At 67.1% G+C, this 23,854-nt stretch carries 26 protein-coding genes; 13 read left to right on the plus strand and 13 right to left on the minus strand.

Translation table 11 applies throughout. The features are described 5' to 3' along the window. Nucleotide 1: 1 nt before the first annotated feature. Nucleotides 2–685, minus strand: a complete 684-nt coding sequence (locus tag K7711_RS03950) for a type IV toxin-antitoxin system AbiEi family antitoxin (protein WP_235746545.1) — start codon at nt 683–685, stop codon at nt 2–4. Nucleotides 686–800: 115 nt separating this feature from the next. Here K7711_RS03950 and K7711_RS03955 point away from each other — a divergent pair, with 115 nt between their 5' ends. Continuing rightward, a complete protein-coding gene (locus K7711_RS03955) occupies nt 801–1,535 on the plus strand; it encodes an LmeA family phospholipid-binding protein (RefSeq protein ID WP_222964888.1) in 735 nt (244 codons plus the stop codon). Between the two features lie 9 nt (nt 1,536–1,544). Here the strand turns inward: K7711_RS03955 and deoC are convergent, their stop codons facing one another. Next, the gene (gene deoC / locus K7711_RS03960; protein ID WP_222964890.1) at nt 1,545–2,231 is read right to left on the minus strand and encodes a deoxyribose-phosphate aldolase; all 687 of its coding nucleotides are present in this window, start codon (nt 2,229–2,231) and stop codon (nt 1,545–1,547) included. Between the two features lie 184 nt (nt 2,232–2,415). Here deoC and K7711_RS03965 point away from each other — a divergent pair, with 184 nt between their 5' ends. Then, a complete protein-coding gene (locus K7711_RS03965; protein WP_222964892.1) occupies nt 2,416–2,931 on the plus strand; it encodes a GNAT family N-acetyltransferase in 516 nt (171 codons plus the stop codon). A gap of 59 nt (nt 2,932–2,990) precedes the next feature. Beyond that, nucleotides 2,991–3,872 (plus strand): formyltetrahydrofolate deformylase, encoded by an 882-nt coding sequence (gene purU, locus K7711_RS03970; protein ID WP_222964894.1) that lies wholly within the window; start codon nt 2,991–2,993, stop codon nt 3,870–3,872. A 187-nt stretch (nt 3,873–4,059) separates the two neighbouring features. Here the strand turns inward: purU and K7711_RS03975 are convergent, their stop codons facing one another. From K7711_RS03975 to K7711_RS04000, 6 genes are all read right to left on the minus strand, one after another. Further along, nucleotides 4,060–5,073, minus strand: a complete 1,014-nt coding sequence (locus K7711_RS03975) for an alpha/beta fold hydrolase (protein ID WP_222964896.1) — start codon at nt 5,071–5,073, stop codon at nt 4,060–4,062. Nucleotides 5,074–5,153: 80 nt separating this feature from the next. Further along, entirely contained in the window at nt 5,154–6,173 is a 1,020-nt protein-coding gene (locus tag K7711_RS03980) for an alpha/beta fold hydrolase (protein ID WP_222964898.1), read from the minus strand. A gap of 72 nt (nt 6,174–6,245) precedes the next feature. Beyond that, nucleotides 6,246–6,527, minus strand: coding sequence for a DUF2516 family protein (locus K7711_RS03985; protein ID WP_222966649.1), 282 nt, complete (start codon nt 6,525–6,527; stop codon nt 6,246–6,248). A gap of 94 nt (nt 6,528–6,621) precedes the next feature. After that, nucleotides 6,622–7,293, minus strand: a complete 672-nt coding sequence (locus K7711_RS03990) for a heparin-binding hemagglutinin (RefSeq protein ID WP_222964900.1) — start codon at nt 7,291–7,293, stop codon at nt 6,622–6,624. After that, nucleotides 7,290–7,826, minus strand: coding sequence for a helix-turn-helix domain-containing protein (locus K7711_RS03995; RefSeq protein WP_235746546.1), 537 nt, complete (start codon nt 7,824–7,826; stop codon nt 7,290–7,292). The genes K7711_RS03990 and K7711_RS03995 overlap by 4 nt, the downstream gene beginning before the upstream one ends. 95 nt (nt 7,827–7,921) lie before the next feature. Beyond that, the gene (locus K7711_RS04000; protein ID WP_222966651.1) at nt 7,922–9,184 is read right to left on the minus strand and encodes a DUF445 domain-containing protein; all 1,263 of its coding nucleotides are present in this window, start codon (nt 9,182–9,184) and stop codon (nt 7,922–7,924) included. Nucleotides 9,185–9,540: 356 nt separating this feature from the next. Between K7711_RS04000 and K7711_RS04005 the strand changes: the two genes are divergently transcribed. From K7711_RS04005 to K7711_RS04040, 8 genes are all read left to right on the plus strand, one after another. Beyond that, nucleotides 9,541–10,251, plus strand: a complete 711-nt coding sequence (locus K7711_RS04005) for a TetR/AcrR family transcriptional regulator (RefSeq protein ID WP_051193765.1) — start codon at nt 9,541–9,543, stop codon at nt 10,249–10,251. Nucleotides 10,252–10,746: 495 nt separating this feature from the next. Further along, the gene (locus tag K7711_RS04010) at nt 10,747–12,312 is read left to right on the plus strand and encodes an ABC1 kinase family protein (RefSeq protein ID WP_222964922.1); all 1,566 of its coding nucleotides are present in this window, start codon (nt 10,747–10,749) and stop codon (nt 12,310–12,312) included. A 19-nt stretch (nt 12,313–12,331) separates the two neighbouring features. Further along, nucleotides 12,332–13,597, plus strand: coding sequence for a saccharopine dehydrogenase family protein (locus K7711_RS04015; protein WP_222964924.1), 1,266 nt, complete (start codon nt 12,332–12,334; stop codon nt 13,595–13,597). 65 nt (nt 13,598–13,662) lie between these two features. Then, nucleotides 13,663–14,295, plus strand: coding sequence for a class I SAM-dependent methyltransferase (locus K7711_RS04020; RefSeq protein WP_222964926.1), 633 nt, complete (start codon nt 13,663–13,665; stop codon nt 14,293–14,295). Between the two features lie 165 nt (nt 14,296–14,460). Next, nucleotides 14,461–15,138 carry an ESX secretion-associated protein EspG gene (locus tag K7711_RS04025; protein WP_222964928.1) on the plus strand — a complete coding sequence of 226 codons (678 nt, stop codon included), beginning with the start codon at nt 14,461–14,463 and terminating at the stop codon, nt 15,136–15,138. A 67-nt stretch (nt 15,139–15,205) separates the two neighbouring features. After that, complete coding sequence (locus K7711_RS04030; RefSeq protein WP_222964930.1) at nt 15,206–16,054, plus strand: polyphosphate kinase 2 family protein; 849 nt, start codon at nt 15,206–15,208, stop codon at nt 16,052–16,054. Nucleotides 16,055–16,239: 185 nt separating this feature from the next. Then, complete coding sequence (locus K7711_RS04035; protein ID WP_308014447.1) at nt 16,240–17,028, plus strand: DsbA family protein; 789 nt, start codon at nt 16,240–16,242, stop codon at nt 17,026–17,028. Continuing rightward, nucleotides 17,025–17,591 (plus strand): vitamin K epoxide reductase family protein, encoded by a 567-nt coding sequence (locus tag K7711_RS04040; protein WP_222964934.1) that lies wholly within the window; start codon nt 17,025–17,027, stop codon nt 17,589–17,591. The genes K7711_RS04035 and K7711_RS04040 overlap by 4 nt, the downstream gene beginning before the upstream one ends. A gap of 30 nt (nt 17,592–17,621) precedes the next feature. Here the strand turns inward: K7711_RS04040 and K7711_RS04045 are convergent, their stop codons facing one another. Continuing rightward, on the minus strand, nt 17,622–18,755 hold the full coding sequence (locus K7711_RS04045) for a S1C family serine protease (RefSeq protein ID WP_222964936.1): 1,134 nt from the start codon (nt 18,753–18,755) through the stop codon (nt 17,622–17,624). A gap of 135 nt (nt 18,756–18,890) precedes the next feature. Continuing rightward, nucleotides 18,891–19,628: a ZIP family metal transporter gene (locus K7711_RS04050; protein WP_222964938.1), complete on the minus strand. Its 738-nt coding sequence runs from the start codon at nt 19,626–19,628 to the stop codon at nt 18,891–18,893. 101 nt (nt 19,629–19,729) lie between these two features. Here K7711_RS04050 and K7711_RS04055 point away from each other — a divergent pair, with 101 nt between their 5' ends. Together K7711_RS04055 and K7711_RS04060 are read left to right on the plus strand one after the other, a co-directional pair. Beyond that, complete coding sequence (locus K7711_RS04055) at nt 19,730–20,782, plus strand: NAD(P)-dependent alcohol dehydrogenase (RefSeq protein ID WP_222964940.1); 1,053 nt, start codon at nt 19,730–19,732, stop codon at nt 20,780–20,782. A gap of 276 nt (nt 20,783–21,058) precedes the next feature. Beyond that, nucleotides 21,059–21,679, plus strand: coding sequence for a DUF8020 domain-containing protein (locus tag K7711_RS04060; RefSeq protein WP_222964942.1), 621 nt, complete (start codon nt 21,059–21,061; stop codon nt 21,677–21,679). A 185-nt stretch (nt 21,680–21,864) separates the two neighbouring features. On the opposite strand, the gene K7711_RS04065 is transcribed toward K7711_RS04060, so the two are convergent. The 3 genes from K7711_RS04065 to K7711_RS04075 form a co-directional block, all read right to left on the minus strand. Beyond that, nucleotides 21,865–22,767: an esterase/lipase family protein gene (locus K7711_RS04065; RefSeq protein WP_222964944.1), complete on the minus strand. Its 903-nt coding sequence runs from the start codon at nt 22,765–22,767 to the stop codon at nt 21,865–21,867. 139 nt (nt 22,768–22,906) lie between these two features. Then, nucleotides 22,907–23,104: an antitoxin gene (locus K7711_RS04070; RefSeq protein WP_222964946.1), complete on the minus strand. Its 198-nt coding sequence runs from the start codon at nt 23,102–23,104 to the stop codon at nt 22,907–22,909. A 98-nt stretch (nt 23,105–23,202) separates the two neighbouring features. Beyond that, nucleotides 23,203–23,841, minus strand: a complete 639-nt coding sequence (locus K7711_RS04075; RefSeq protein ID WP_222964949.1) for a hypothetical protein — start codon at nt 23,839–23,841, stop codon at nt 23,203–23,205. Nucleotides 23,842–23,854 lie beyond the last annotated feature (13 nt).

Genomic DNA, 23,854 nt, shown 5'->3' on the forward strand with positions numbered 1-23,854 from the left:
TTCAGGCCCGATCCACCGACCGCCGGAGTCGTTGGGCGGCGTGCGCGGGCAGAGCCCCTGCGGCAGTGTAGATTTCGTCGCCGTCGCAGCGGTGGATGGCGATCGCGTCGGCGACCACCTCGTCCAGCGCGATCTGGCCGATACCGGATTCGGCCAGATCCAGGATCGTGCGCAGCGGGGTGGTCACCAGGAACGCGCCCGCCGATTCGACGTCGTCGCGGCGCAGCGTGCGGCGCAGCACGACCAGTCCGGTTGAGCTGGGCAATCGGCCGCCGCTGGCGGACATGTGCACGAATCGCGGGCGCAACCGGCCCAGGCCGTGCAGTTCGGCCGCACTGTGATGGGAGACCGCGGCCGCACCGTCGAACCAGGCCGACCATTTCGCATAGTCGTCCAGCGGACCGGGCGGCCAGTCGCCCAGCCGCATCAACCCGACCCCGACCCGCAGCACCCGGCCCTCGTCCAGCGCCGCGCGGATCAACTCCTCGCATCCGGACCGGACCACCGTGCGGGTGGTGAAGTATCCGGCGTAGCGGCCCGCGAGCCGCCGCAGCACCGACCACGCCTGTTCCGGATCGCGCCCCCGCCCGGCCACACTCGTCTGCCGACGTTCCCGGGGCCCGGCGTTGTTGCGCGGATTACGGCCTCCGGGCCCGCCGCTGGCGGCACCGGCTTCCCTGGACATGCGATCCAGGCTACGCCCGGAGCGTGTGCGGTATGTCACAATCGGGCACGACTCGCAATCGATCCTTCAACCGTTCCACAGAGCAAACTCAGAAAGTTCGGGAAGAATCGCAACCATGAGCCTTCCAGACTCCGCGACCGCCGCGCCACGCCGCGGCCGGAACGTGCGCCGGATTGTGCTGATCGTCGGAATCGTGATCGTGCTGGCTGCGGTCGGCACCGCGGTCGGCTTCGAAACCTATGCCCGCAAACACTTTTCACAATGCATCGCGACCCAGCTCGAAAAGAGCCTGGGCAGCAAGGTTTCGGTGAGCTTCGGCGCGAAACCCCTGTTGCTCACCTACTTGGACCACAAGGTCGGCTCGGTCACAGTGAACAGTGACGACGCGCAGTTCGGCCCGGCGGTCGGCATGAAGGTGCGCGCCACCCTCAACGACATCGCCATGAACGGGAACGACGCCACCGTCGCCAGCTCCAGCGCCGAGGCCAGCTGGAGCGACGACGGGATCGCCCAGACGCTGCAGGGCCTGGTCTCGGGCGTCACGTCGAATCCGAGTTCGGGCACGCTGGATGTGAAGGTGCTCGGCGGCCTGGCGGATCTGGAGCTGACCCCGCGCATCGTGAACGACAAGATCCAGGTCGACACGAACAAGGCCACGCTGCTCGGCGTGATCGGCATCCCCAACGACCTGGTCGACAACATCGTGCAGTCGATGACAAAGAGCCTGCAGAGCTATCCGCTCGACATGCATCCGAGTCAGTTGACCGTCACCGATTCGGGTATCGATGTGAAACTCGCCGGCGGCCCGAGCACCATGCAGGCCGACCCCAACACCCAGGTCAGCTGCTGAACCGGTGACCTATTCCGGGAACCCTTGCAGCACAGCGCGAGACGCGGACATACCGAGCCTGGTCGCCCCCGCGGCGATCAGCTCGGCCGCGAAATCCGCGGTGCGGATACCGCCGCTGGCCTTGATGCCCAACCGCCCGCCGACGGTATCGGCCATGATCCGGACCGCCCGCACCTCGGCTCCGCCCGCGGGATGAAATCCGGTGGAGGTCTTCACGAAATCGGCGCCGGCCCGTTCGGCGGTACGGCACACCTCGGCGACCGTCGCATCGGGCAGCGCCGCGGATTCGATGATCACCTTCAGCACCGTGTCCCGGCCCACCGCCTCGCGCACGGTGACGATATCGGCCAGGACCGCGTTGTAGTCCTGCGCCAACGCCGCGCCGACGTCGATGACCATGTCGACCTCGGCCGCGCCCTGTTCCACCGCCAGCCGGGCCTCACTGCCCTTGATCAGCGAATGATGTTTGCCCGAAGGGAATCCCGCGACGGTGGCGACGACGAGTCCGGCCGCGCGGACCGGCAGCATCGACGGCGACAGGCATACCGCGTAGACGCCCAGTTCCCGCGCCTCATCGATGGTCGCCGCCACGTCCGCGGCGGTGGCCCCCGGGGCGAGCAGGGTGTGGTCGATCATCGCGGCCACCTCCCGGCGGGTGAGCGCGCGATCTCCGGTCTGCGGCGAGGTATCGGCCATGGGCACAGAGTCTGGCACATCGGCCGCGACGCGCTCGGCCCGAGGACGTGCGCGCCTGCGGCGGAAGGAATTTCGTTGCGTTCGGACCTGTCCGTCCCGCACACTCGGGAGGGCCGGTCGTGCGGGCAGCAGTCGTATCACCACGGATGCGACCGGGATCTGTCGAAGGGGAGGAGACGGCACCGTGCTGATCCGTCGTGAACGGGCCGGCGACATCCCCGCGATCGATGCGGTGCATCGAGCCGCGTTCGCCCGGTCCGAGGCAACAGCCGAACCTGCCGAAGTCGATCTGGTTCATCGCCTACGCGCCGACTCCGCCTGGATGCCGACGTTGTCGCTGGTCGCGCAGGGCATCGACCGGGTATTCGGGCACGTGTGCCTCACCCGTGGCGGTGTGGGCCCGTATCCGGTGCTGGCCCTGGGACCGATCGGCGTCCTGCCCGAACATCAGCGCGCCGGCGTCGGCTCGGCCCTGATGCATGCGGCCCTCGGCGCGGCCGACGCGCTGGACGAACCGTTGGTCGGTCTGCTCGGCAGCCTGGAGTACTACCCGCGCTTCGGTTTCCAGCCCGGCTCCCGCCTCGGCATCGTCCCGAACGAACCCTCCTGGAAATCCCATTTCCAGGTCCGCCCGCTCACCACCTACGAACCGGGCATCACCGGCGAATTCCACTACCCGGAGCCGTTCTACGCACTCTGAGCTCGAGGGGCCTTCGCCACCTGCGAGGATGGGGGCATGAGTGAGCGGATGGTCCGGGGATGAGCGCGGCGGATGAGGATCGGCGGTTCGTGCTGACGCTCGGTTGTCCGGACCGGCCGGGAATCATCGCCCGGATCACCTCGTTCATCGCCGGGTTCGGCGGATCGATCATGGAGGCCGGGTATCACTCGGACATCGACTCCGGGTGGTTCTTCACCCGGCAGGCGATCACCGCGTCGACGGTGCCGTTCGGGCTGGACGAGTTGCGTGCGCGGTTCGGCGAGGTCGCCGCGGAGTTCGGGCCCGAAACCGACTGGCAGCTGCTCGATTCGGGCGTGCGCCGGCGCGCGGTGCTGCTGGTCAGCCGGGATGCGCACTGCCTGCACGATCTGCTGGGCCGCGCCGCGAGCGGTGAGCTGCCCGCGACCATCGAGACGGTGATCGGCAACCATCCCGATCTCGCCGATGTGACCCGGGCGCACAACGTGGAATTCCACTACGTCCCGTTCCCGAAGGATCCGGCCGAACGCGGCCCGTCCTTCGCCCGGGTGCGCGAACTGGTCGACGCACACGATCCGCATGCCGTGGTGCTGGCCCGGTTCATGCAGGTGATGCCGCCGGATCTGTGCGAGCACTGGGCGGGCCGCGCGATCAACATCCACCACAGCTTCCTGCCCTCGTTCGTCGGCGCCCGCCCCTACCACCAGGCATTCGCCCGCGGCGTCAAACTGATCGGCGCGACCTGCCACTACGTCACGGCCGAACTCGACGCGGGCCCGATCATCGAACAGGACGTCATCCGCATCGACCACGGCGACGAGGTCCGCGACATGGTCCGCCAGGGCCGCGACATCGAACGCGTCGTCCTGGCCCGCGGCCTGCGCTGGCACCTGGAAGGCCGAGTCCTGGTCCACGGCCGCCGCACAGTCGTGTTCAGCTGAACACACCAAAGCTCAACCGCCCCAACAGCCGTCAGGCAAAATACAACACCGCGCCCGACACACCCGACACCCACCTCCGACGTACCCAGCGGCGAATCGTCTCTTTCCCGCTGGAAGTCGCCCGCGAAGCGAAAGGCTCAGCAAGGCCAACTCCAAGGTTTTCGGCGCGGGAGGCCAAAAATCCAGCCTAGCTGGCTACTGCGCTGCTGCGCCCGGCTACCCCGATCATGCGGCGGAGCTCGGCGTCGAATTCCGCGGCCGCCTCGATGTTGACCAGATGGCCGGTGGGGAGGGTGAGGAGGCGGTCCAGGGCGCCGGTCTCGGCGAGGAGGTCGGCGATCTCGACCGAATGGACGGTAGGCAGGAGTTTGTCGTATTCACCGGCGATGACGCTGGTGGGGACGGTGATGTGGGATGCCGCGGCGCCGAGGTCGAGTGCGGCCAGGTCACGGGCCACCGCGCCACGGATCGTGGGACGGCAGGACCGGACGATGGACAGCGCGAATTCGGCCAGTTCGGGATCGCAGTCGGAGGTCATGATGCGGGACGCGAGCAGTTTGCGAGCGATGGCGATTCCGGGCAGCGGCACGGGCGCGCCGAAGATGGTCTGCGCGACCCACACCGGGGTCGGCAGGTGTTCGCCGATGACCGGGATGATGGTGGCGCGGCCGGGAATCTGCCGCGCGGCGGTGGTTGCCAGCAGCACCGCCGAGGCCCGCTGGGCGACCTGCTGCGGATAACGCCCGGCCCAGGCCTGAATGGTCATACCGCCCATGCTGTGCCCGACGAGCACGGCCCGCTGACCGGGACGCAGCACCGCGTCGAGCACCGCGGACAGATCGTCGGCGAGTTGTTCCCCGCCGAACGGCCTTGTGCCCCAATCGCTCTCGCCGTGGCCGCGCTGATCGTAGGCGACGACCCGGTACTCCCCGGCGAACGCGTTGATCTGCGGATTCCAGTACTCGATACAGCAGGACCAGCCGTGGATGAACACGATCACGTCGCCCTGTTCGGGACCGTAGGCGTGCACTCGCAGACGAGCGCCATCCTCGGTGACCACCGGAACGACCTCCGGCGCGGGGTGCGGATCCAACGATGCGGTCCGATACTTCCGCGAACGCAATTGTCCGCGATGGGCCGCGACCAGCGCATCGGCGCCGGAACGGAGTCCGGTCACCGCCTCGGGCAGCTTCGCCAGCATGAGCACTCCTTTGTGTCCTCTCGCACACTACCGCGCTAACCGCAGTGCTTGCTAGTGCAAGCAGTGCCATCGGACTCCGGCTACGCCGTGGCCTCCCGCACCGTGAACGCACCGCCCAGCACCCGGTCGAGCTCGGCATTGAACGCCTCGGCCGCCTCGACATTGCCCAGATGCCCGGTCGGCAGGACCTCGAGGCGATCGAGCGAACCGGTTTCGGCGAGCATCTCCGCGATCCGCTCGGCATGCACCCGAGGCGTCAGATCGTCGGCGCTTCCGGCGATGACGGTGGTGGGCACGGTCAGTGCCGTCGCCGAACGCCCCAGCGCCAGATCCGCCAGCAACGCCCCGTACAACGCCCGCACCCGGGTCGGGCAGGACCGCACGATGGACAGCGCGAACTCGGCCACGTCACCGGTCGAGGCCAGGCTCATCACCTGACGCCGGAAGATCCACCGCACCGGCGCGATCGGCGGGAAGACGAGCGGCGCGCTGAGCAGGAACTTCCCGATCGGAAGCAGTAGCGGCAACGGCAGCGCCCGCAGCGGAGGGACGACGCTCGTCTCCGCGATCAGATCACCGGCGGCGGTGTTGGTCAGCAGCACCGCGGCCGCGCGAGCGGCCACCTGGCCCGGATACCGCCCGGCCCACGCCTGGATCGTCATCCCGCCCAGGCTGTGCCCGACCAGCACGGCCCGCTGGCCGGGACGCAGCACCGCATCCAACACCGCGGACAGATCGTCGGCGAGCAGATCGGTGCTCAGCGGGCCGGCGCCCAAGGCGCTCCCGCCGTGGCCGCGCTGGTCGTAGGCGATCACGCGATATTGCCCGGCGAAGGCGTTGATCTGCGGATTCCAGTACTCGATACAGCAGGTCCAGCCGTGCACGAGCACGATGATGTCGCCGTTGTCGGGCCCGTAGGAATGCACCCGCAGGGCGGTCCCGTCCGGTGCGGTGACCGGTACGTCCGCGCACGGGGCGCTCGGTGGATCGAAGGCTTGCTCGCCGTAGGTCCGGGCGCGCAGACCGGCGCGATGGGTGCGCATCAGCCCGCGGACGAGATCAACCAGACCCGCGATCGGGGTAGGCAACGTTGCCTGCATCGGAACACTCCCTTGTGTGTTACTTACCGATACAGTAACGCCACCGAGGGGGTGCTTGCTAGTGCAAGCGCTCTACCAGCGCGGACCGCGCTGTACTTCGTCCACCTTCGGCCGGACATCGGCCAGATATACGCCGGTAGCGACGACACCCGCGATGAGCCCGAACATCCCCAGGCTGAACCAGCCCAGCAACGGCAACCCGACCACGGCCGTGGCGACGGCCAGAATCGTGACCCAGATCGGCTTGGTGAGCTTGTCGACCGCCGTGAACGCGTCACGACGCTGACGGACGGCGTGGACCAACGCGAACAGGCAGGCACCCAGTGCGGCGATCTGAATCACCAGCATGGTCATGCCGATCAGGGAGTACACACCCTCAATGATAGGAGAAACGCCCCCGCGCAGCCTGACGGTGCACGGGGGCGTACTCGGAAAACGAGCGCGACAACTACTGCTTGGCGGTGGTCGCGGCCTTCTTCGCGGGCGCCTTCTTGGCCGGGGCCTTCTTGGCGGGAGCCTTCTTGACCTCGGCCTCGTCGGCCGCGGGGGCCTCGTCGACCGGAGCGGCGGGCTCGTGGGTCACCTGGACGACCTCGGCATCGACGACCGGCTCGGCCTGCTCCTCGGTGCTGCCCAGCAGGCCGCGGGCCTGATCGGACACCTTGCCGAAGACGTCCTCGGCGCGGGTGACGACATCGGAGTAGATGCCCTCGACCTTCTCGAAACGCTCCTCGAAGGCCGGGTTGGCGCGCAGCCGATCCACGGTCTCCTCACCGCGCGAGGCCAGATCCTGATACAGGTCCACCAGCTGGTGGTAGTACTGGTCGACGGCCTTGCGCAGCTCCTCGGCGGTGAGCCGGTCACGCAGATCGGCCAGATCCTCGGGCAGTTCGTTGGGCAGGCCGGTCAGCCGCTGACGCAGCGTCTCGAACTGCTCCTGGGCGTCGGCGGGGAGGTTCGCGATGCGCTCGCGGGCCTCGTCCACGCGGCCGGTGACATCGACGGTGGCGGCGCGCTCGCGCACCTTGCCCACCAGGTCGTTGACGGCGGCGTAGAGGGCATCCCCGGCGCCGACGGTCGCGTAGAGCGGCTTGGTCACGGTGAGTGTTGCTTCGGTCATGGTTCGTTCTCCTGGCGTGGCGGAACGGCGGTGGTAGTGCTCGGAACGGCGTTGTCCCTGGTCCCCCCGGGAACGCCCCCCTCGGATTCCGTTGCGTCCCCTGCGAATTCGTTCCCCGCGTTCTCGCGGCAGAACGATTCGTAGATGTCCAGCAGCACCTGCTTCTGCCGCTCGGTGATCACCGAATCGGCCAGCAGTGCGTCCCGGACCGGGCTGTGCGGCCTCTGTTCGAGGTAGCCGGCCCGTATGTACAAGACCTCCGAGGACACCCGCAGACCCTTGGCGATCTGCGCGAGTACCTCGGCGGACGGGTTCCGCAGTCCGCGCTCGATCTGACTGAGATACGGATTGCTGACCCCCGCCAGCTGTGCGAGCTGTCGCAGCGAGACCTGCGCGGCCTCTCGCTGCGACCGGATGAAGCTCCCGATGTCGTGCGCCGCGCTGGCTACGCGGGCCACCTTCTCGCCGAGATCCGCGGACGTCTCCACGGACTCCTCGACGTTCTGCTCGGGACCCTCGGGATCCTGTGCCATCACTCACCTTCCGGCGGTTGTGCGGTCAATTCTAGGACAGGGTGCTAACTCTTGCAAGCACCCCTGTTAGCACTCGTTCGTGAATGCGGCCGGACCTATCCCGACCAGCCGGGGAACAGTAGATGCGACGCGGCGTAGATCACCAATCCGGCGAGCGATCCGACCACCGTGCCGTTGATCCGGATGAACTGCAGATCGCGCCCGGCCTGCAATTCGATCTTGCGACTCGCCTCGTCGGCGTCCCACCGGGCCACGGTATCGCTGATCAGCGTGGCGATTTCGGAGCCGTAATTCGAGACCAGATAGCGCACCCCGCGCTCGAGCCAGCCGTCCACCTTCGTGCGCATCTCGGTCTCGTCGACCAGACGCTGCCCGAGCTGCTGCACGTTCTCGGAGATCTTGCGCCGCAACGTGCTGTGCGGATCGTCGGCCGATTCCAGGATCAACCGCTTGGCCGCCCGCCACGTCGCGCGGGCCATTCCGGTGATCTCCTCGCGGCCCATGATCTCGGCCTTGATCCGTTCGGCCTTCGCGATCATCGCCTCGTCGTGTTGCAGATCGTCGGCGAACTGCTCGAGGAAGCGATTGGCCGCCAGCCGCACCTCGTGATCGGGCTGCGAGCGGATCTTCCAGGTGAATTCCACCAATTCCCGGTAGATCCGTTCGGACAACATGACATTCACGAATTTCGGCGCCCAGGACGGCGCTTCGGTGTTCACGATCCGATCGAGGGTCTCCTGACTGCCCAGCGCCCACTGGTGCGCGCGCTCGGCCAGCAGGTCCAGCAGCGGAGCCTGCCGGTTCTCGGCCAGCAGTTCGGTCAGCACCCGGCCGATCGGCGGACCCCACTGCGGGTCGGCGATGCGCTTGACGATGGTCTGGTCGATGACCTGCTCGACGTCCTCGTCCCGCAGCCCATCGATGGCCGCGCGCAGAATCGTCGAGGATTCCTCCGAGACCCGCGCGGCGTGTGCCGGATCGGCCATCCAGCGACCCACCCGCAGCGAGATCTGCGCCGAATCCACCTTCGCCACCACGGTTTCCGGGGACAGGAAATTCGTCCGCACGAAATTGCCGAGGCTCTCGCCGAGCTGATCCTTCTTCTTCCGGATGATCGCGGTGTGTGGAATGGGCAGCCCGAGCGGATGCCGGAACAGCGCGGTCACCGCGAACCAGTCCGCGAGCGCGCCGACCATGCCCGCCTCCGAGGCCGCGCGCACATAACCCACCCAGTTGCCGCCCGCGCCGCGCGAGCCGATCCAGCAGCACACCAGATAGACGATCGTCGCCCCGGCGAGGAAGGCCGTGGCGACGAACTTCATCCGGCGCAGATCGCGACGTTTGCCGGCGTCGTCCATCAGGTCGGCGAACGAGGCGGGCGAGTCCCGCCGGTCCGGTCCGCCTGTGGTATATCCCACTCCGCGAGTCGGTCCGGACGACCCGTCGGGACCGCTCGGAGTGGGCGCGGCGGGCAGGGTGAGCGAGGTGCCGGTAACGCCTGTCCGCACCGGATCCGGGCCCGTGGACACTGCATCGGCCCCGCGTGAGGCACTGCCGGGAGATTGCTCCATATTTCCATTCTGGTCCGCTCGTCCGAGTCGCACGGTTCGGGCCGTCTTCGGTACGTGGTCGAAGTGGCCTCGGCGAACTCGGAACATCGCCGATCGGAAGGACCTAAGCTGGAGTGGCCCCGTTCCCTACACGAGGAGTCATCCTGTCCACCGAAGCCGCCCTCAACTCCAGCCCGGCGCGTACGGTCCGGGTGGACGGCCGCAAGCGGCGCTGGCACCAGCACAAGATCGACCGCCGCGAGGAATTGGTCGACGGCACCCTGGCAGCGATCCGCAAGCGGGGTGGCGATGTCGGCATGGATGAGATCGCGGGCGAGATCGGCGTCTCGAAAACCGTTCTGTACCGGTACTTCTCGGACAAGAACGATCTGACCCGCGCCACCATGGAGCGGTTCATCGAGACCACCCTGATGCCGCGCATCTACGACGCGATCAGCGACGATCTGGACGAATATCAGCTGGTCCGCAACACTTTGGCCGCGTACGTGCACACGGTGGACGCCGATACCGACGTGTACCGGTTCATCATGGGTTACGGCTCATCCACCGACAAGTCCACGCTGGCGGAGTTCGAGAAACTCTTCGCCGACATCGTCGCCGCGGTCCTGCGCGACAAGGCATTCGGCCGGCACATCGACACCGAGGGTGTCGAGCTGTACGCGTACGTCCTGGTCGGCGGCGTCCAGCTGGCGACGGACTGGTGGATCGGCAATCGCGGCATGTCGGCGGACACCATGCTCGATCACATGACCATGATGGCGTGGAGCGCGATCGAGGGCATGGTCCGCGCGGGCGGCTCCCCCGAACGCTTCAACTCCACCCCGCACAGCCTGCCCGAACCCGACGACGCTTGACCCAGCCCCCGGCATCGGTAAATCTGATGTCGGGTGACCGCGTCGACACATTCGCAGCAGCACTCGGGTGACATCCGAAGCATCGGCGAAACGCGCATCAACCCGGCGGCAACCCCGCCGCGCCCCTAGATCCGGCTTGAAGAGCGCGCAGCAGCCCGAGACCTCGGCCCACTCGGTATCGGCGGCCCGGCAACAAACCCGCCACACACCCGACGACCGGCAGTAACTACCTATAGCAGCAGGGAAGTACATGGGTAACTCACCGGGAACGCCCAAAACCCGACCGCACTCCCAACCGCCACCCCGACGCACGAGTCGCCAGGCACCCCACGACACGCTGAAGTCGCGGAGAGGCGGGCAAGCACATGGGTAACTCACCGGGAACGCCCGAAACGGGAACGCCCGAAACCCGATCACACTCCCAACCGCCGCCCCGACGCACGAGTCGCCGGGCACCCCACGACACGCTGAAGTCGCGGAGAGGCGGGCAAGCACATGGGTAAATCACCCGGCAAACCCGAGGATCAGGCGGAGCCCGTATCCCCCGTATCTCCTGCGGACGACGCGAATATCTCCCCCGAAGCGGCGACGGATCTGCCCGACTCCAAGGAGCAGAAGGCCCGCAAACGCGGGCAAGCGATCCCTACGTCCCGAATTGCCCGGGGCACCAAGCTCGGCGTCGCCGTCGCGGGAAATGTGTTGCGCGCCCAGAAGACTCGTCGTTCGATGCGCGGTCGCTCCGAAGAGGTGCGCGCCCGCATGGCCGAGGAGTCCACGATCCGCGCGACCGAGCAGATGGTCATCGTGCTGGGCACCATGAAGGGTGTCGCGATGAAGCTCGGGCAGATCCTGTCGGTGCTGGACATGGACGTCGTGCCGACCGAGCACCGGGAACGCTTCCAGCATCGGCTCGCCGTCCTGCGGGACAGCGCGCCCAAGGTGTCGTTCGAGACGATGCGCGAACTCATCGAGACCGACTTCGGCCGCCCGCTGACCGAACTGTTCGCCGAATTCGAACCCGAACCGATCGCCGCGGCCTCCATCGGCCAGGTGTATCGGGCGCGACTGCACGACGGACGCGACGTCGCGGTCAAGGTGCAGTACCCGGGAATCGACGCGGCCGTGCGCGCGGATCTGAAGAATCTGGCCATGTTCCGGCGCATCCTGGCCTCGGCGATGCCGTGGGTGACCCCGGCCGTACTGGACGAGCTGCGCCTGCACCTGGAGAGCGAACTCGACTACAGCACCGAGGCGACCACCCAGCGGCAGATCGCCGAGCTCTACGCCGACCACCCGTTCATCGCGGTGCCGGCCAGCATGCCGGAGCTGTCCAGCACCCACGTGCTGGTGAGCGAGTTCTTCCCCGGCCGCGGTTTCGACGAGATCCGCGAACTGCCCGCGGCCGAACGCAATCGGATCGGCGAGATCGTCTACCGCTTCTACGTGGGTTCGCTCTACAACTTCAACGAGTTCTGCGGCGACCCGCATCCGGGCAATATCCTGCTCGGCGAGGACGGGCGGGTGGCCTTCCTGGACTTCGGGCTCTACAACCTGATGCGCCCCACCGACGTGCAGTTCGAGCTGACCTGCATCCGGGCCGCAGCCGAGGATCGCGCGGAGGATCTGCGTACGCTGATGATCGATCACGGCATCATCGATTCGCCGGAGGAGGTGACGGCCGAGGAATGTCTGGAGTACTGCCTGTCCGCGATCGAGTGGGCGCTGCTGGACGAGGATCTGACCATCACCCCCGAACTGGCCAGCGGCGCGGCCGTGCTCGCGATCGATCCGCGCGCCACCGAGCACGCCGGGATGAAGCAGCAGACCCTGCCCCCGGAACATCTGTTCTCCCGGCGCGCGGATTTCATGACGTTCGGCGTGCTCGGACAGCTACAGGCCACGAACAACTGGCATCGCATCGCGCGGGAGTGGATCTACGGCGACGCGCCGGTCACCGAATTGGGCAAGGCCCATCAGGCCTGGCTCGCCCAGCGGCCCACCCCCGCGCCGACCACCAGGACATCCACGCCGAAGTCCGGAAAACGACGCAGCAAGGCGTGATTCGTAGAGGAGAAGGCCCATGACCGCGGAGAACACCGAGAACACCCCGGATCGGGAATTCGACCTCGTGCTGTACGGCGCGACGGGTTTCGTCGGCACGCTGACCGCACGGTATCTGACCGAGGCGGCGCCCGAGGGCGCACGCATCGCCCTGGCCGGACGCTCGGCGGACAAACTCGCCGCGGTGCGCGCGGACCTCGGCCCGGCGGCCGCGACATGGCAACTGCTGGTTGCGGATTCGTCCGATCAGGCGGCACTGGACGACCTCGCCGCACGCACCAAGGTCGTGGTCACCACGGTCGGCCCGTATCTGCGCTACGGCACGGGGATGGTTCGCGCGTGCGCCGCGGCGGGCACCCACTACGCCGATCTGACCGGTGAGCCGCTGTTCATCCGCGACTGCATCGATCAGTTCCACGACATCGCGGCGGAAACCGGCGCGAAGATCGTGAATTCCTGTGGCTACGACTCGATTCCGTCGGATCTGAGCGTGTTCCGGCTGTACCGGCGCAGCGTCGAGGACAACACCGGCGAGCTCACCGACACCACGCTGGTCGCCTGGCTCAAGGGCGGTGCGAGCGGCGGCACGATCGATTCCGGACGCGCGATGATGGAGCAGATCGCCGAGAATCCTTCCCGCGGAACGATTCTGGCGCATCCGTATTCGCTGAGTCCGGACAAGACGATGGATCCGGATGTGGGCCGCCAGAGCGATCAGACGCTGCAGCGCGCCTCGGCGATCGATCCGAGTCTGCGGGGCTGGGTCGCGACGTTCGTCATGGCCAGTCACAACACGAAGATCGTGCGTCGCACCAACGGTCTGCTGGGGTGGGTGTACGGCAAGAACTTCCGGTATCGCGAGGTGATGAGCGCGGGCAGCTCGGCGCTGTCCCCGCTGGTGGCGGCCGGTATCTCCGGCGGTGTGGTGGCGACGATGACCGCCGGGGCGCTGCTGTCGCGCATTCCGCTGGGCCGTCGGCTGCTCGATCGCCTGCTGCCCGCACCGGGTACCGGGCCGGACGAGAAAGCCCGCAGCAGCGGCTGGTTCACCATGAAGACGTTCGCGCACACCACATCCGGCGCGAAATACGTGTGCACCTTCGCCGGTCAGGGCGATCCCGGCTATCAGGCGACCGCGGTGATGCTGGGCGAGTCCGGGCTGTGCCTGGCCTTCGACGAGCTACCCGAACTCGCGGGCGTGCTGACTCCCGGTTCGGCGATGGGCGATCCGCTCACCGACCGGCTGCGCACCGCGGGCATCACGATCGACGTCTCGCCCGCCTGACTTCGCACGACCGTATTTCGCACGACCTGCATTCAGCACCACCAGATTTCGAAAGAGTTACCCGGTTGAACCTCGCTCGTCGCCTGATGAACCATCCCGCCTTCGCGCTCGTCTACGAAAGAGTCTGGCGTCCGACGAGTTTCTTCCTGGTCTCCGGACGGACCATGGGGGCCGACCGCGCCGACGCGGTACGCGCACTGCGCCTGGACCGGCCTCGCACCGTACTCGACATCGCCTGCGGGCCAGGCAATTTCACGCGCCACCTGAGCGAGGAGAACGCACCCGGCGGCCATGCGGTCGGTATCGACTTCTCGGTCCCGATGCTGCGGCAGGCTCGCGCCGACAACACCGGCCCGGATGTGAGCTACGTGCGCGGCGACGCCCGGCAGCTCCCGTTCCCCGACGAAAGTTTCGACGCGGTCTGCTGTTTCGGTGCGCTGTACCTGATTCCCGATCCACTGGTCGCGGCGCGGGAGATGGTCCGGGTACTGGCTCCCGGCGGTCGCATCGCGATCAGTACCAGCTATCGCCACCCGAACTGGTTCGGCCGGGTGTCCGCATCGATCTGCGGGCTCATCGGAGTGCGGTTCTTCGACAACGACGTGTTCCCGAAACTGTTCGCCGAAGCCGGGCTGGTGGACGTCGAGCAGCAGGTGCACGGCCTGCTGCAATATCTCAGCGCGACGCGTCCGGAGTGAAAGATATTCCGCGGCACCGGGATTGGACGAGTCGCAGATCACATCCGAGAGCGGTTCGCGGGAGGAATACCGTCCGGTAGTGTCCGGATGTACCCGCCGGAGCTCCGCGGAGGCAACCATCATTCTCATCCCACCACGTCCCCGCGCACGCATAGGCCGCGCCTAGTGCGCTGGGTTCTCACTCCGGACGAGTTCGCCCACGTCTGGACCACCGAAACCGGCCTGGACTTCCGGCCCTACCCGGTCAACGCGGCCATCCCGGCCATACCCGCACCCGGTCTGCGTCAGCAGTACGCCCGCAATACCGATCCCGATCTGGCCGCCGCCCTGCTGCTGTGCGCCCGTACCGATCTCACCACGCTCACCGTCTCCGGCGAACGTTCCACTCCCGGCGCCGCACCCGAACGAATTCTGGCCTGCGCCGCGGTCATGCTGACCCACGCCGCGATCCTGATCGCACGGGGCGAGTCGATCGTGGTGATGCTCGTGCCCGCACAGGCTATCGGCGAACGGCTCGTCGAGGTGATCGGCTCCGCCCCGGCCGGGCGCACCGCCGTGATGCGCGAGGCGCAGCGCGCGGTGCTGGTGAGCGGCCGCCATCCCATCCCGGCCGGTCCGGCCCGATTCCAGCGCGCGCTGCGGGCGCCGGTCGACTCGCGCGGCATCGTCACCGTGACCACCGCCCCGCACAATCCGGCCCCGCCGACGACCCGGCACCGCACCTGGCTCGACGTCGCGGGCGACGGCCGTTATCTGCTCACCACCGCCGACCAGCTGACCTTGACCCCGGTCGACGACGACGCGTTCGCCGCCCAGCTGCGGCAGCTGGCCGGTCTGCACTGAGCAGACCTCCGCACTGACACGCGCCCATCCGGGTCGACCCGCGCCCGCGGACGTTCATACTGCACATATGCCCAAGTCCCCCTGGTCCGTTCCGGTCACCGAAGCACTGCATGCGAAGGGCGTGCGGATCGCCGACCTCGACACGAATGCCACGCCGGGATTCCGCGGCGACAAGAAATCCGGCGAACTGCTGCTCGAGGAGCGCCGCGCGGTGCTGTCGGGACTGCAGGAGAAGCTCTACGCCAACGGCCGTTCCGGCGATCCGCGCAACATCCTGCTGGTACTGCAGGGGATGGACACCGCGGGCAAGGGCGGCATCGTGCGGCACGTGATCGGCTCGGTGGATCCGCAGGGCGTGGATCACGCCGCCTTCGGCGTGCCCACCGAACAGGAACGGCGGCACCACTATCTGTGGCGGATCCGCAAACAGCTGCCGCGCGGCGGGCAGATCGGCGTATTCGATCGTTCGCACTACGAGGACGTGCTGGTGGTGCGGGTGCACGAACTGGTGCCGCCGGACGTGTGGGGTAAGCGCTACGAGGAGATCAACCGCTTCGAACGCACCGTCGCGAACGCCGGAACCACCATCGTCAAGGTGGCGATGTTCGTCTCGCTCGACGAACAGCGCAAACGCCTCACTCAGCGTCTGGACCGGCCCGACAAATACTGGAAATTCGATCCGTCCGACATCGATGAGCGCGCCTACTGGCCCGCCTATCAGAAGGCCTACCAGGCCGTACTCGATCGCACCTGCACCGATTACGCGCCCTGGTACGTCATCCCGGCCGACCGCAAATGGTACTCCCGGCTCGCGGTCACCGAACTGCTCATCGACGCCCTCGAACGCCTGGATCTGGACTGGCCACCGGCCCGCTTCGACATCGAGGAACAACGCCGGCGCCTGGCCGAACTCTGAACGGCCGCACGTGGAGTTCGTCACCGGAAATCGGGGCCCGTCACCGAGAGTTCACACATCTCGAGGAGTAAATCTCGGCATGCTCTCAGGTTCACCCGCAATCATGTGGTCCGAACGCCCCGTGACGGCCGACGGCCCGTACCATCGGGGCGGCACGGCTGTCGGACCAACACAGGAAAGGCGTGGTGAACTCCGAGGTGAGCAAGAATCCGCGTGGTAAGAACTCACTCGCCGCGGTGAAGGGTGGCGATCGCACCCGCACGATCCTGATCCAGGTGGCCGTCGTGGTCGTCCTGCTCGCGCTCATCGCCGCCATCGCGATCAGCATCGCGATCAAGCATTCGAACAACGTGAAACGCGATGCCGCGAACCGTCCGGCGGTCACCGCGCCCGCCTCGCCCGACGGCCTGACCGGATCGATCACCGACAAGGGCGCGATCCGCATCGGCAAGCCCGGCGCGAAGGCCACCGTGCGCGTCGTCGCCGACCTGCAGTGCCCGGTGTGCAAGCAGTTCGAGGCGGCCAACGGCCAGGTCCTGAGCGACGAGGTGAACAACGGCAACATCGCCGTCGAGTACAACGTCATCTCGTTCCTGGATCAGAATTCGGGCGGCACGCGCTACTCCTCGCGCGGCGCGAACGCGGCCTACTGCGTCGCGGACGCCGACCCGTCCAAGTTCCAGGCCTGGCTCAGCGCGATGTATCAGCAGCAGCCCGAGGAGGGCGCCGGCGGCCTGCCGGACAGCAAGATCATCCAGATCGCCACGGCCACCGGCATCACCGATCCCTCGGTGGCCAAGTGCGTCACCGACGACAAATTCGACGCCTACGTGCAGAAGAGCACACAGGACGTGTTCAGCACCGGCATCAACGGCACGCCGACCGTCTTCGTGAACGGCACGAAGGTGCAGACCCAGGATGCTCTGTTCACCCCCGGCGGGATGAAGAGTTCGATCGAGGCCGCACTCAAGTGAGCTCCGTACCACCTCGTACCGCGTGGCTGCTGCTGGTCGGCACCGTCGCGGGCTGGATCTCCTCGATCGTGCTGACGGTCGACGATTTCAAGCTGCTGATGAATCCGTCCTACGTGCCGTCCTGCAACATCAACCCGATCATCGCGTGTGGTTCGGTGATGGCGTCCAAGGAAGCGCACGTGTTCGGATTCCCGAATCCGATCATCGGCGTGGTCGGCTTCTCGGTCGCGGTGACGATGACCGTACTCGCGGTCGCGGGTGTGGCGCTGCCGCGGTGGTTCTGGGGTGGGCTGTGGCTCGGTCTCGTGGCGGGCATGGTGTTCATCTGCTGGCTGATCTTCCACACGCTCTACCGGATCGGCGCACTGTGCCCGTACTGCATGGTGGTGTGGGCGTTCACGCCGATCCTGCTGGCCGCGGTGACCAGTCAGATCTGGGGTAATGCCCGGGGTGCGCTGCGGATCGTGGTGGAGTGGCGCTGGACCTTCGTGATCGTGTTCTACGCGATCGTGCTGGTGATGGTGTTCCTGCGCTTCCAGACCTACTGGACGTCGCTGATCTGAGTCGTCGCCGTCCCCTGGCCTCGATCACCCTCAGTTGGGCGGACCCGAGGCCAGGACGACGGCGACAACGCGCCGCGAGCCGTCCGGTTCGGTCAGGTCCAGCCGCACCATATCGTCCGGTTTGCGGACGTTGAGCACGTATTTCAGCGTTTTCGCCGAAGAGACGGGATGTCCGTCGACGGCGGTGATCACCTCTCCCGCGGTGAGTCCGGCGGCATAGGCGGGCAGTCCGTAGATGCTCACGTCGACCCGGGCGCCGCCGACGGCCGCATCCGAGGTCAGCACGCCCAATGTCGCGGTGGGACCGATGTGCACGGTGTCCGTGGGTGCGCCGGAACGGATCTGCCGCACGATCTCCATCGCCCGATCGATCGGCACCGCGTAGCCGGTGGCCCGTCCGTCGGTCTTGGTCAACTCCCCCGACGCGGCGGTCACCACGCCGACGACCGCGCCGCCGCGATCCACCACCGCGCCGCCGGACTGCCCGGAGGCCACCGGAGCGTCCAGTTCGAGCATTCCGGTCAGGGCCTTACGACTCAGATCGGCGGCGTCGCGCGCGACGATCGAGGTGTTCAAGGAGGTCACGGTGCCGGGCTCCGCGGTGGGATGTCCGGTGCCGCCCGCATTGCCGATGGCCATGATCTGATCGCCGAGGCGCAGCGTCGACGACGCGCCGAGGCGCACGCTCGGCAGTCCCTCGGCCCCGTTCAGCGAGAGCAGTGCGATATCGGCGGTGCTGTCGTAGCCCAGGACGGTCGCCGGGAATTGCGCACCCGTGCCCACATCGCCGACGGTGATGACGTCGGCGCCCTTGACCACGTGATGACTGGTCAGCACCTGCCCGTCCGCGGACAGCACGATGCCCGACCCCGCCGCACCCATGCCGGTCGGCTCGATCGAGACGTTGATGTTGACCAGTTCCGGCTCCACGGTCCGGGCGATCGCGACCGGATCCATCGGCGGCAGCGGCGGCGGCGCGGCGGCGGTGGTCTCGGTGACGTCGGGTCCGGTCACCCAGTGCGGCAGACCACCCTGTAGCCCCAGCGCGACGACCACCGCGAGCAGTACGGCCAGTACGCCCGCCGCGGTACGTCCGGTCCTGCCGACCCGACCGGGCGCATCGACGTTCCCCACGTCATCGTTGTGCGGCCGCTCGTAGGACATGGGCACTCCCGCCTCGTGCGCGCCCCTCGGGCGTCGGCGTTTGTGTTTTCATGTGTACCACCCAGTATTCGGCCTGCGCTCCCCTTCCGCGAGGGGTATTCGGGCCATTGTGCGATCGGAACCTTCTGCGGCCGATCAGGACTGGTGATTCAGCACCGCGATGCCGAACATGAAGGCCGTGCCCGCGACCGTGCAGAACAGCGTGAGCCGGGAGGGGTGTCCGGCGTGCGCCTCGGGCAGGATGTCGGCGGTCGCCAGGTAGAGCAGGAATCCGGCGAAATAGCCGAGATACAGTCCGGTCGCCTCGGGGGGAACCCGGATGAGCGAGCCGATCGTCGCGCCGGCCACCGGGGCCAGCGCGTCCAGGGTCAGCAGCAGAAGGGCGCGGCGGCGGGCGTTGCCGTAGAGGGTGGTGATGGTGAAGGTGTTGAACCCGTCGGCGAAGTCGTGACAGATCACCGCGATGGCCACCGCCGTCCCAACCCCCGTGCCCGCCTGGAAGCTCAACCCGATGCCGAGGCCGTCCAGGGTGCTGTGGAAGATCAGCCCGCCCGCCGCGAGCAGGCCCACCGACTCGAAACCGTGAGTGTGCGCGCCGAATTCGAATTCGTGTGCGGTATGGATGGCGACCGCGCGCTCGATGATGTGGATGGTCAGGAAACCCACCACGGCGGCCACCAGCGCGATCGGCACCCCGGCGATGGACTGCGGGGTCTGTTCGAGCGCCTCGGGCAGCAGATCGAACGGCACCACACCCAGCATCACCCCCGCCGCCAGTCCCAGAACGGCGTGTTTGCGATCCCCGATCCGCACCGCGACCAGACCGCCGATCAGTGTCGAACACATCGACACCAACGCCACCAGGATCGCCATCGGTCCAGCATGTGACATGTTCGGGTACACCCGGCGCACATGCTACCGGCGAGTTCGCCGACGTTTTGCAAAGCTAAGGATGCAAGAGTAGGCATGCATTCATGACCACTGCCGCGGCATACGCCCTCTCCACTCCTGACGGCCGGTTCGAGAAGACCTCTATCGAACGGCGTGAACTCGGCCCGCACGATGTGCTCATCGACATCAAGTACGCGGGCATCTGCCACTCGGACATCCACACCGCACGCAACGAATGGCACCGCACCAGCTACCCGTGCGTGCCCGGACACGAGATCGCGGGCATCGTCGCCGGGGTCGGCACGGCGGTGACCCGGCACAAGGTCGGCGACCGCGTCGGCGTCGGCTGCATGGTCGACTCCTGCGGCAAGTGCGGCTCGTGCCTGGCCGGTGAGGAGCAATACTGCACCGGCGGCGGCGCCATGACCTACAACACCCGCGTCTCCGAGGAGTTCCAGCCCGGCGGCACCACCTACGGCGGTTACTCCACCCAGGTCGTGGTGACCGAGAATTTCGTGCTGGCCATTCCGGAGGGCATCGGCCTGGACGTGGCCGCCCCGCTGCTGTGCGCGGGCATCACGCTCTACTCACCGCTGCGGCACTGGAATGCCGGTCCGGGCAAACAGGTGGCGATCATCGGCATGGGCGGACTCGGACACGTCGGGGTGAAAATCGCCGCGGCCCTCGGAGCCGAGGTGACGGTACTCAGTCAAACACTCGGCAAACAGGAGGACGGCCGTCGTTTCGGCGCCCAGCACTACTACGCGACCTCGGACGAACAAACCTTCAAGGATCTGCGCGGACGTTTCGATCTGATCATCAACACCGTGTCGGCGAATCTGCCGATCGACAACTACATGCGACTGCTGAATCTCGATGGCACGCTGGTGATTCTGGGCCTGCCCGACAAACCGCTGTCGGTGCAGCCGTTCACGCTGGCGAATTTCCGGCGTTCGCTGGCCGGTTCGATGATCGGCGGTATCGCACAGACCCAGGAGATGCTGAATTTCTGCGCCGAACACGGGATCGGCGCGGATATCGAGGTCATCTCCGCCGACGGAATCGATGCAGCTTATGAGCGCGTACTCGCCAGCGACGTCCGCTATCGGTTCGTGATCGACGCCGCCACCATGTGATGTCCGGACCGGTCGAATTCTCCCACGTGCGGGTTCGACCGGTCCGCATCGCTTTCGCAACCGAATGGCTATCGCTCGCGCACGCGCGCTGTAATCGATTGCGGCGCAATATTTCAATACCGATGTGATGCTCATCACCAGGTTTGCGTACTCCTGATTCCTCCACTACTAATTGATGCGTTCGATTCGCACACAGCAGCTGACTGGCGATTCGCATGGGGGAGCCGAGATCTGGGGAATCCGTGGGGGATCGTCGTGTCAGGGAGGGAAATCAACATGAAATTCGGGAAGCTCACCGGCATCGTTATGATGGCGATCAGCGCCGTCGGTATCACCGCCGGAACCGCATATGCCGCACCGGCCCCCGCACAGCCCGCGGCCGTGCACAATGACGCGACGTCCGGCGTGGACAACGGAATCCATTACCAGACTTCGGTTTCCCCGGCGAGCAGGGTCATCACCGCGAAGGTCGACGCCGGTCGTTTCGTGGCCGCTCCGGACGGTTCCACGATCGCCCTGAAATCCGACACCGGTGCGACCCTGGATCAGGTCGCGCTGCGCGGGAAGATCGCCGGGCACGCCTTCACCGCCGCCGAGCAGATCAGCGCCGACGGCCACACCCTGACCCTGACCCCGCAGGTCGCTCCGCAGGAGATCGGCCAGGTCAAGGACATCAACGCGATGAACAACCTGTGGTACCAGGTTCAGAAGAACCTGCCCGGCGTGGCCATCGGGGGCATTCTGGGCGGCTTCCTCGGCAGCCTGCTGGGCTTCGGCATCCTGAGCATCATCACCGGCCCGGTCGGCGGTCTCGTCGGCGCCATCGCGGGCGGTTACGCCATGGGCGGCAAGCAGTTCCTGGACGCGGTGCAGGCGGCCGCCACCGGCAAGCCGTGATTCGCTGAGTGCCGATCAGACGGCATCGACGGGCCCGCGTACCTGGTACGCGGGCCCGTTTCGTAGCACACACGAAAATGTGAAATATCGTAATTCGGCTGCGATCGACATCCGCCGCGGTGATTTACCGTCGCGTATTCCGGTTCGGGCAGAAATTCACCGGCACGGAAAATTCCGCGGGAACGTCAACGCCGGCAGACCCGGCCCTTATAGGAAGGATCCAGCGCCCGCAGTACGAGCTGAATCGCTATCGGCGACCGCGGAAGTCCGACATGCGTGACATCGGCCCCGGCGCACACCGTCTGCAGCCAGATATTGTCGACCACCGCCCGAGGGCCCGCGCGCAGAAAGGTCGATTCCGGCGGGACCGTCGTATCGTCCATTCGGGTCGCGATCACCGTGTAGTCGACGCCGGGCACGGTATCGCCGCCCGCGTTGAGGTGGGTCAGGAACTTACTACCGGTGATCTGCTGGACCGCGGAAACCCCCAGCACACCGGTCACCGCACCGGCCACCGGTCCCGCCGCACTCGCGGTGTCCAGCGGATATCCCAGCAGAACAGATGTCGAACCGTGATTGGTGGCGCCCAGCGTCACCAGTTTGCGCACCACGTTCCGCTGCGGATCGGCGGCATCGGCGCCACCGCCGAACCGCAGGTACTGCCGGGCCACGACCCCGCCCTGGGAGTGCGCCACCAGATCCACGTGCGCGGAAGACGTTGCGGCACGGACCTTTCCGATGAAGTTCGCCAACTCGACCGCCGACCTGCCGATATCTCCGGTGCCGTAGATGCCCGGCATCTTGCCCAGGAGACTCGCGGTGTCGCGGCCGTAGTTGAGCGCGTACACGCAGTACCCCTGCGCCTTCAGCGCCGGAGCGAGCTTGTTCCAGTTGTCCTGATTGCCCCAGGTGCCGTGCACGAGCACGACGGGATCAGGATGCGCCGTCGAGGGCCTGCACCGCCAGTCGTTCGCACCGGGCGGTGGCGCGCTGCCGTCCAGTACGGGTGCCGCGGCCGCGGAGGGTCCACCGATTCCGACCGTCGTGCACAGGGCCAGAACGGCCAGGAGAACAGCCGACGCACGCATCCGCCCTCTCCTTCGCGACGAAGTGAAGTCTCGGGACATCCATCAGATCGTAGGGCCGGATGCGAAAAAAGCCATGCACGCGGTCTGTGAAACGGCTGTGGGGCGATGCCTCGCATCGCCCCACAGCCAGGTAGAAAGCTTATTCTCCGGTTTTTTCGCGCAGCGCCTTCTTGGCCGCTTCCTGAGCCGCGTCGACCTGACCGGAGAATTTGCCGCCGGTCTTCGCATCGACGGCGTCACCGGCCTTATCGATCAGCGGATCGAGCTTGTCGGCGTGCTGCCCGGCCGCGTCCACGGCCTTCTCGGCGACATCCTTGAACTTGTCGAACATTCCCATGGGGATCTCCTGGTCAGAAAACGATAGTTCCCACACAGCTAACCCGACCGGGCGAGCGAACGGAACCCGGGGCGCGCTCGGACGAGTCGGCCGCGGGGCTACTCGGACCGCTCCCCGCCGGCCTCCCGCGCACCCTCAGCAAAGAATTCCCGCACCCCTTCGGCATCGCTCAGCTCGGTCAACGTACGGGCAGCGCCGAAGGACACGTTCCAGAACGGGCCCTCGCGACGACTCCACGGCCCGACGTAGGCGTACGGCTCGCCGATGGCACCGTCGCCCGGCGACACGCCGTAGTTGACCTCGGCGACCGTGAGAGCGAGATCGAAATGTTCGGGCCACAGCACCGGTGTCGCCTCGGGAGCGAAGGCCCGCAGGGCGCGGTCGCCGGTCTCGAAGGCCGCGGCGATCACCCGGGCGCACGCCGGATCGACCTCGATCGTGTCCTGCGGCGCCACTCCGGAGCCGTCGGCGTAGACGCCCCGCGGCGGCTCGGCGGATACGCCCGCGGTCGCGGCGAGAGCGGCGTAGGTACTACCGGAGAGTGCGCCGACCTCCGCACCGTCGGCGGACAGGACATCTCCGGCCACGGCCAGTCGCGGCGCCGCGGTCGTGGCGAATCCGCCGGGCGCGGCGGCCAGCCGGATCGTGCCGCTGGCCCGGTACTGCGGACCCGCAAGCAGTAGTTCGGCGACGCCGTGCAGGCTGCGCAGCGTGCGGAGATATTCCTTCGGGTCCATATCGGTCCTGTTC

The organism is Nocardia coffeae (assembly GCF_019890715.1).
Lineage (GTDB): Bacteria > Actinomycetota > Actinomycetes > Mycobacteriales > Mycobacteriaceae > Nocardia > Nocardia jiangxiensis.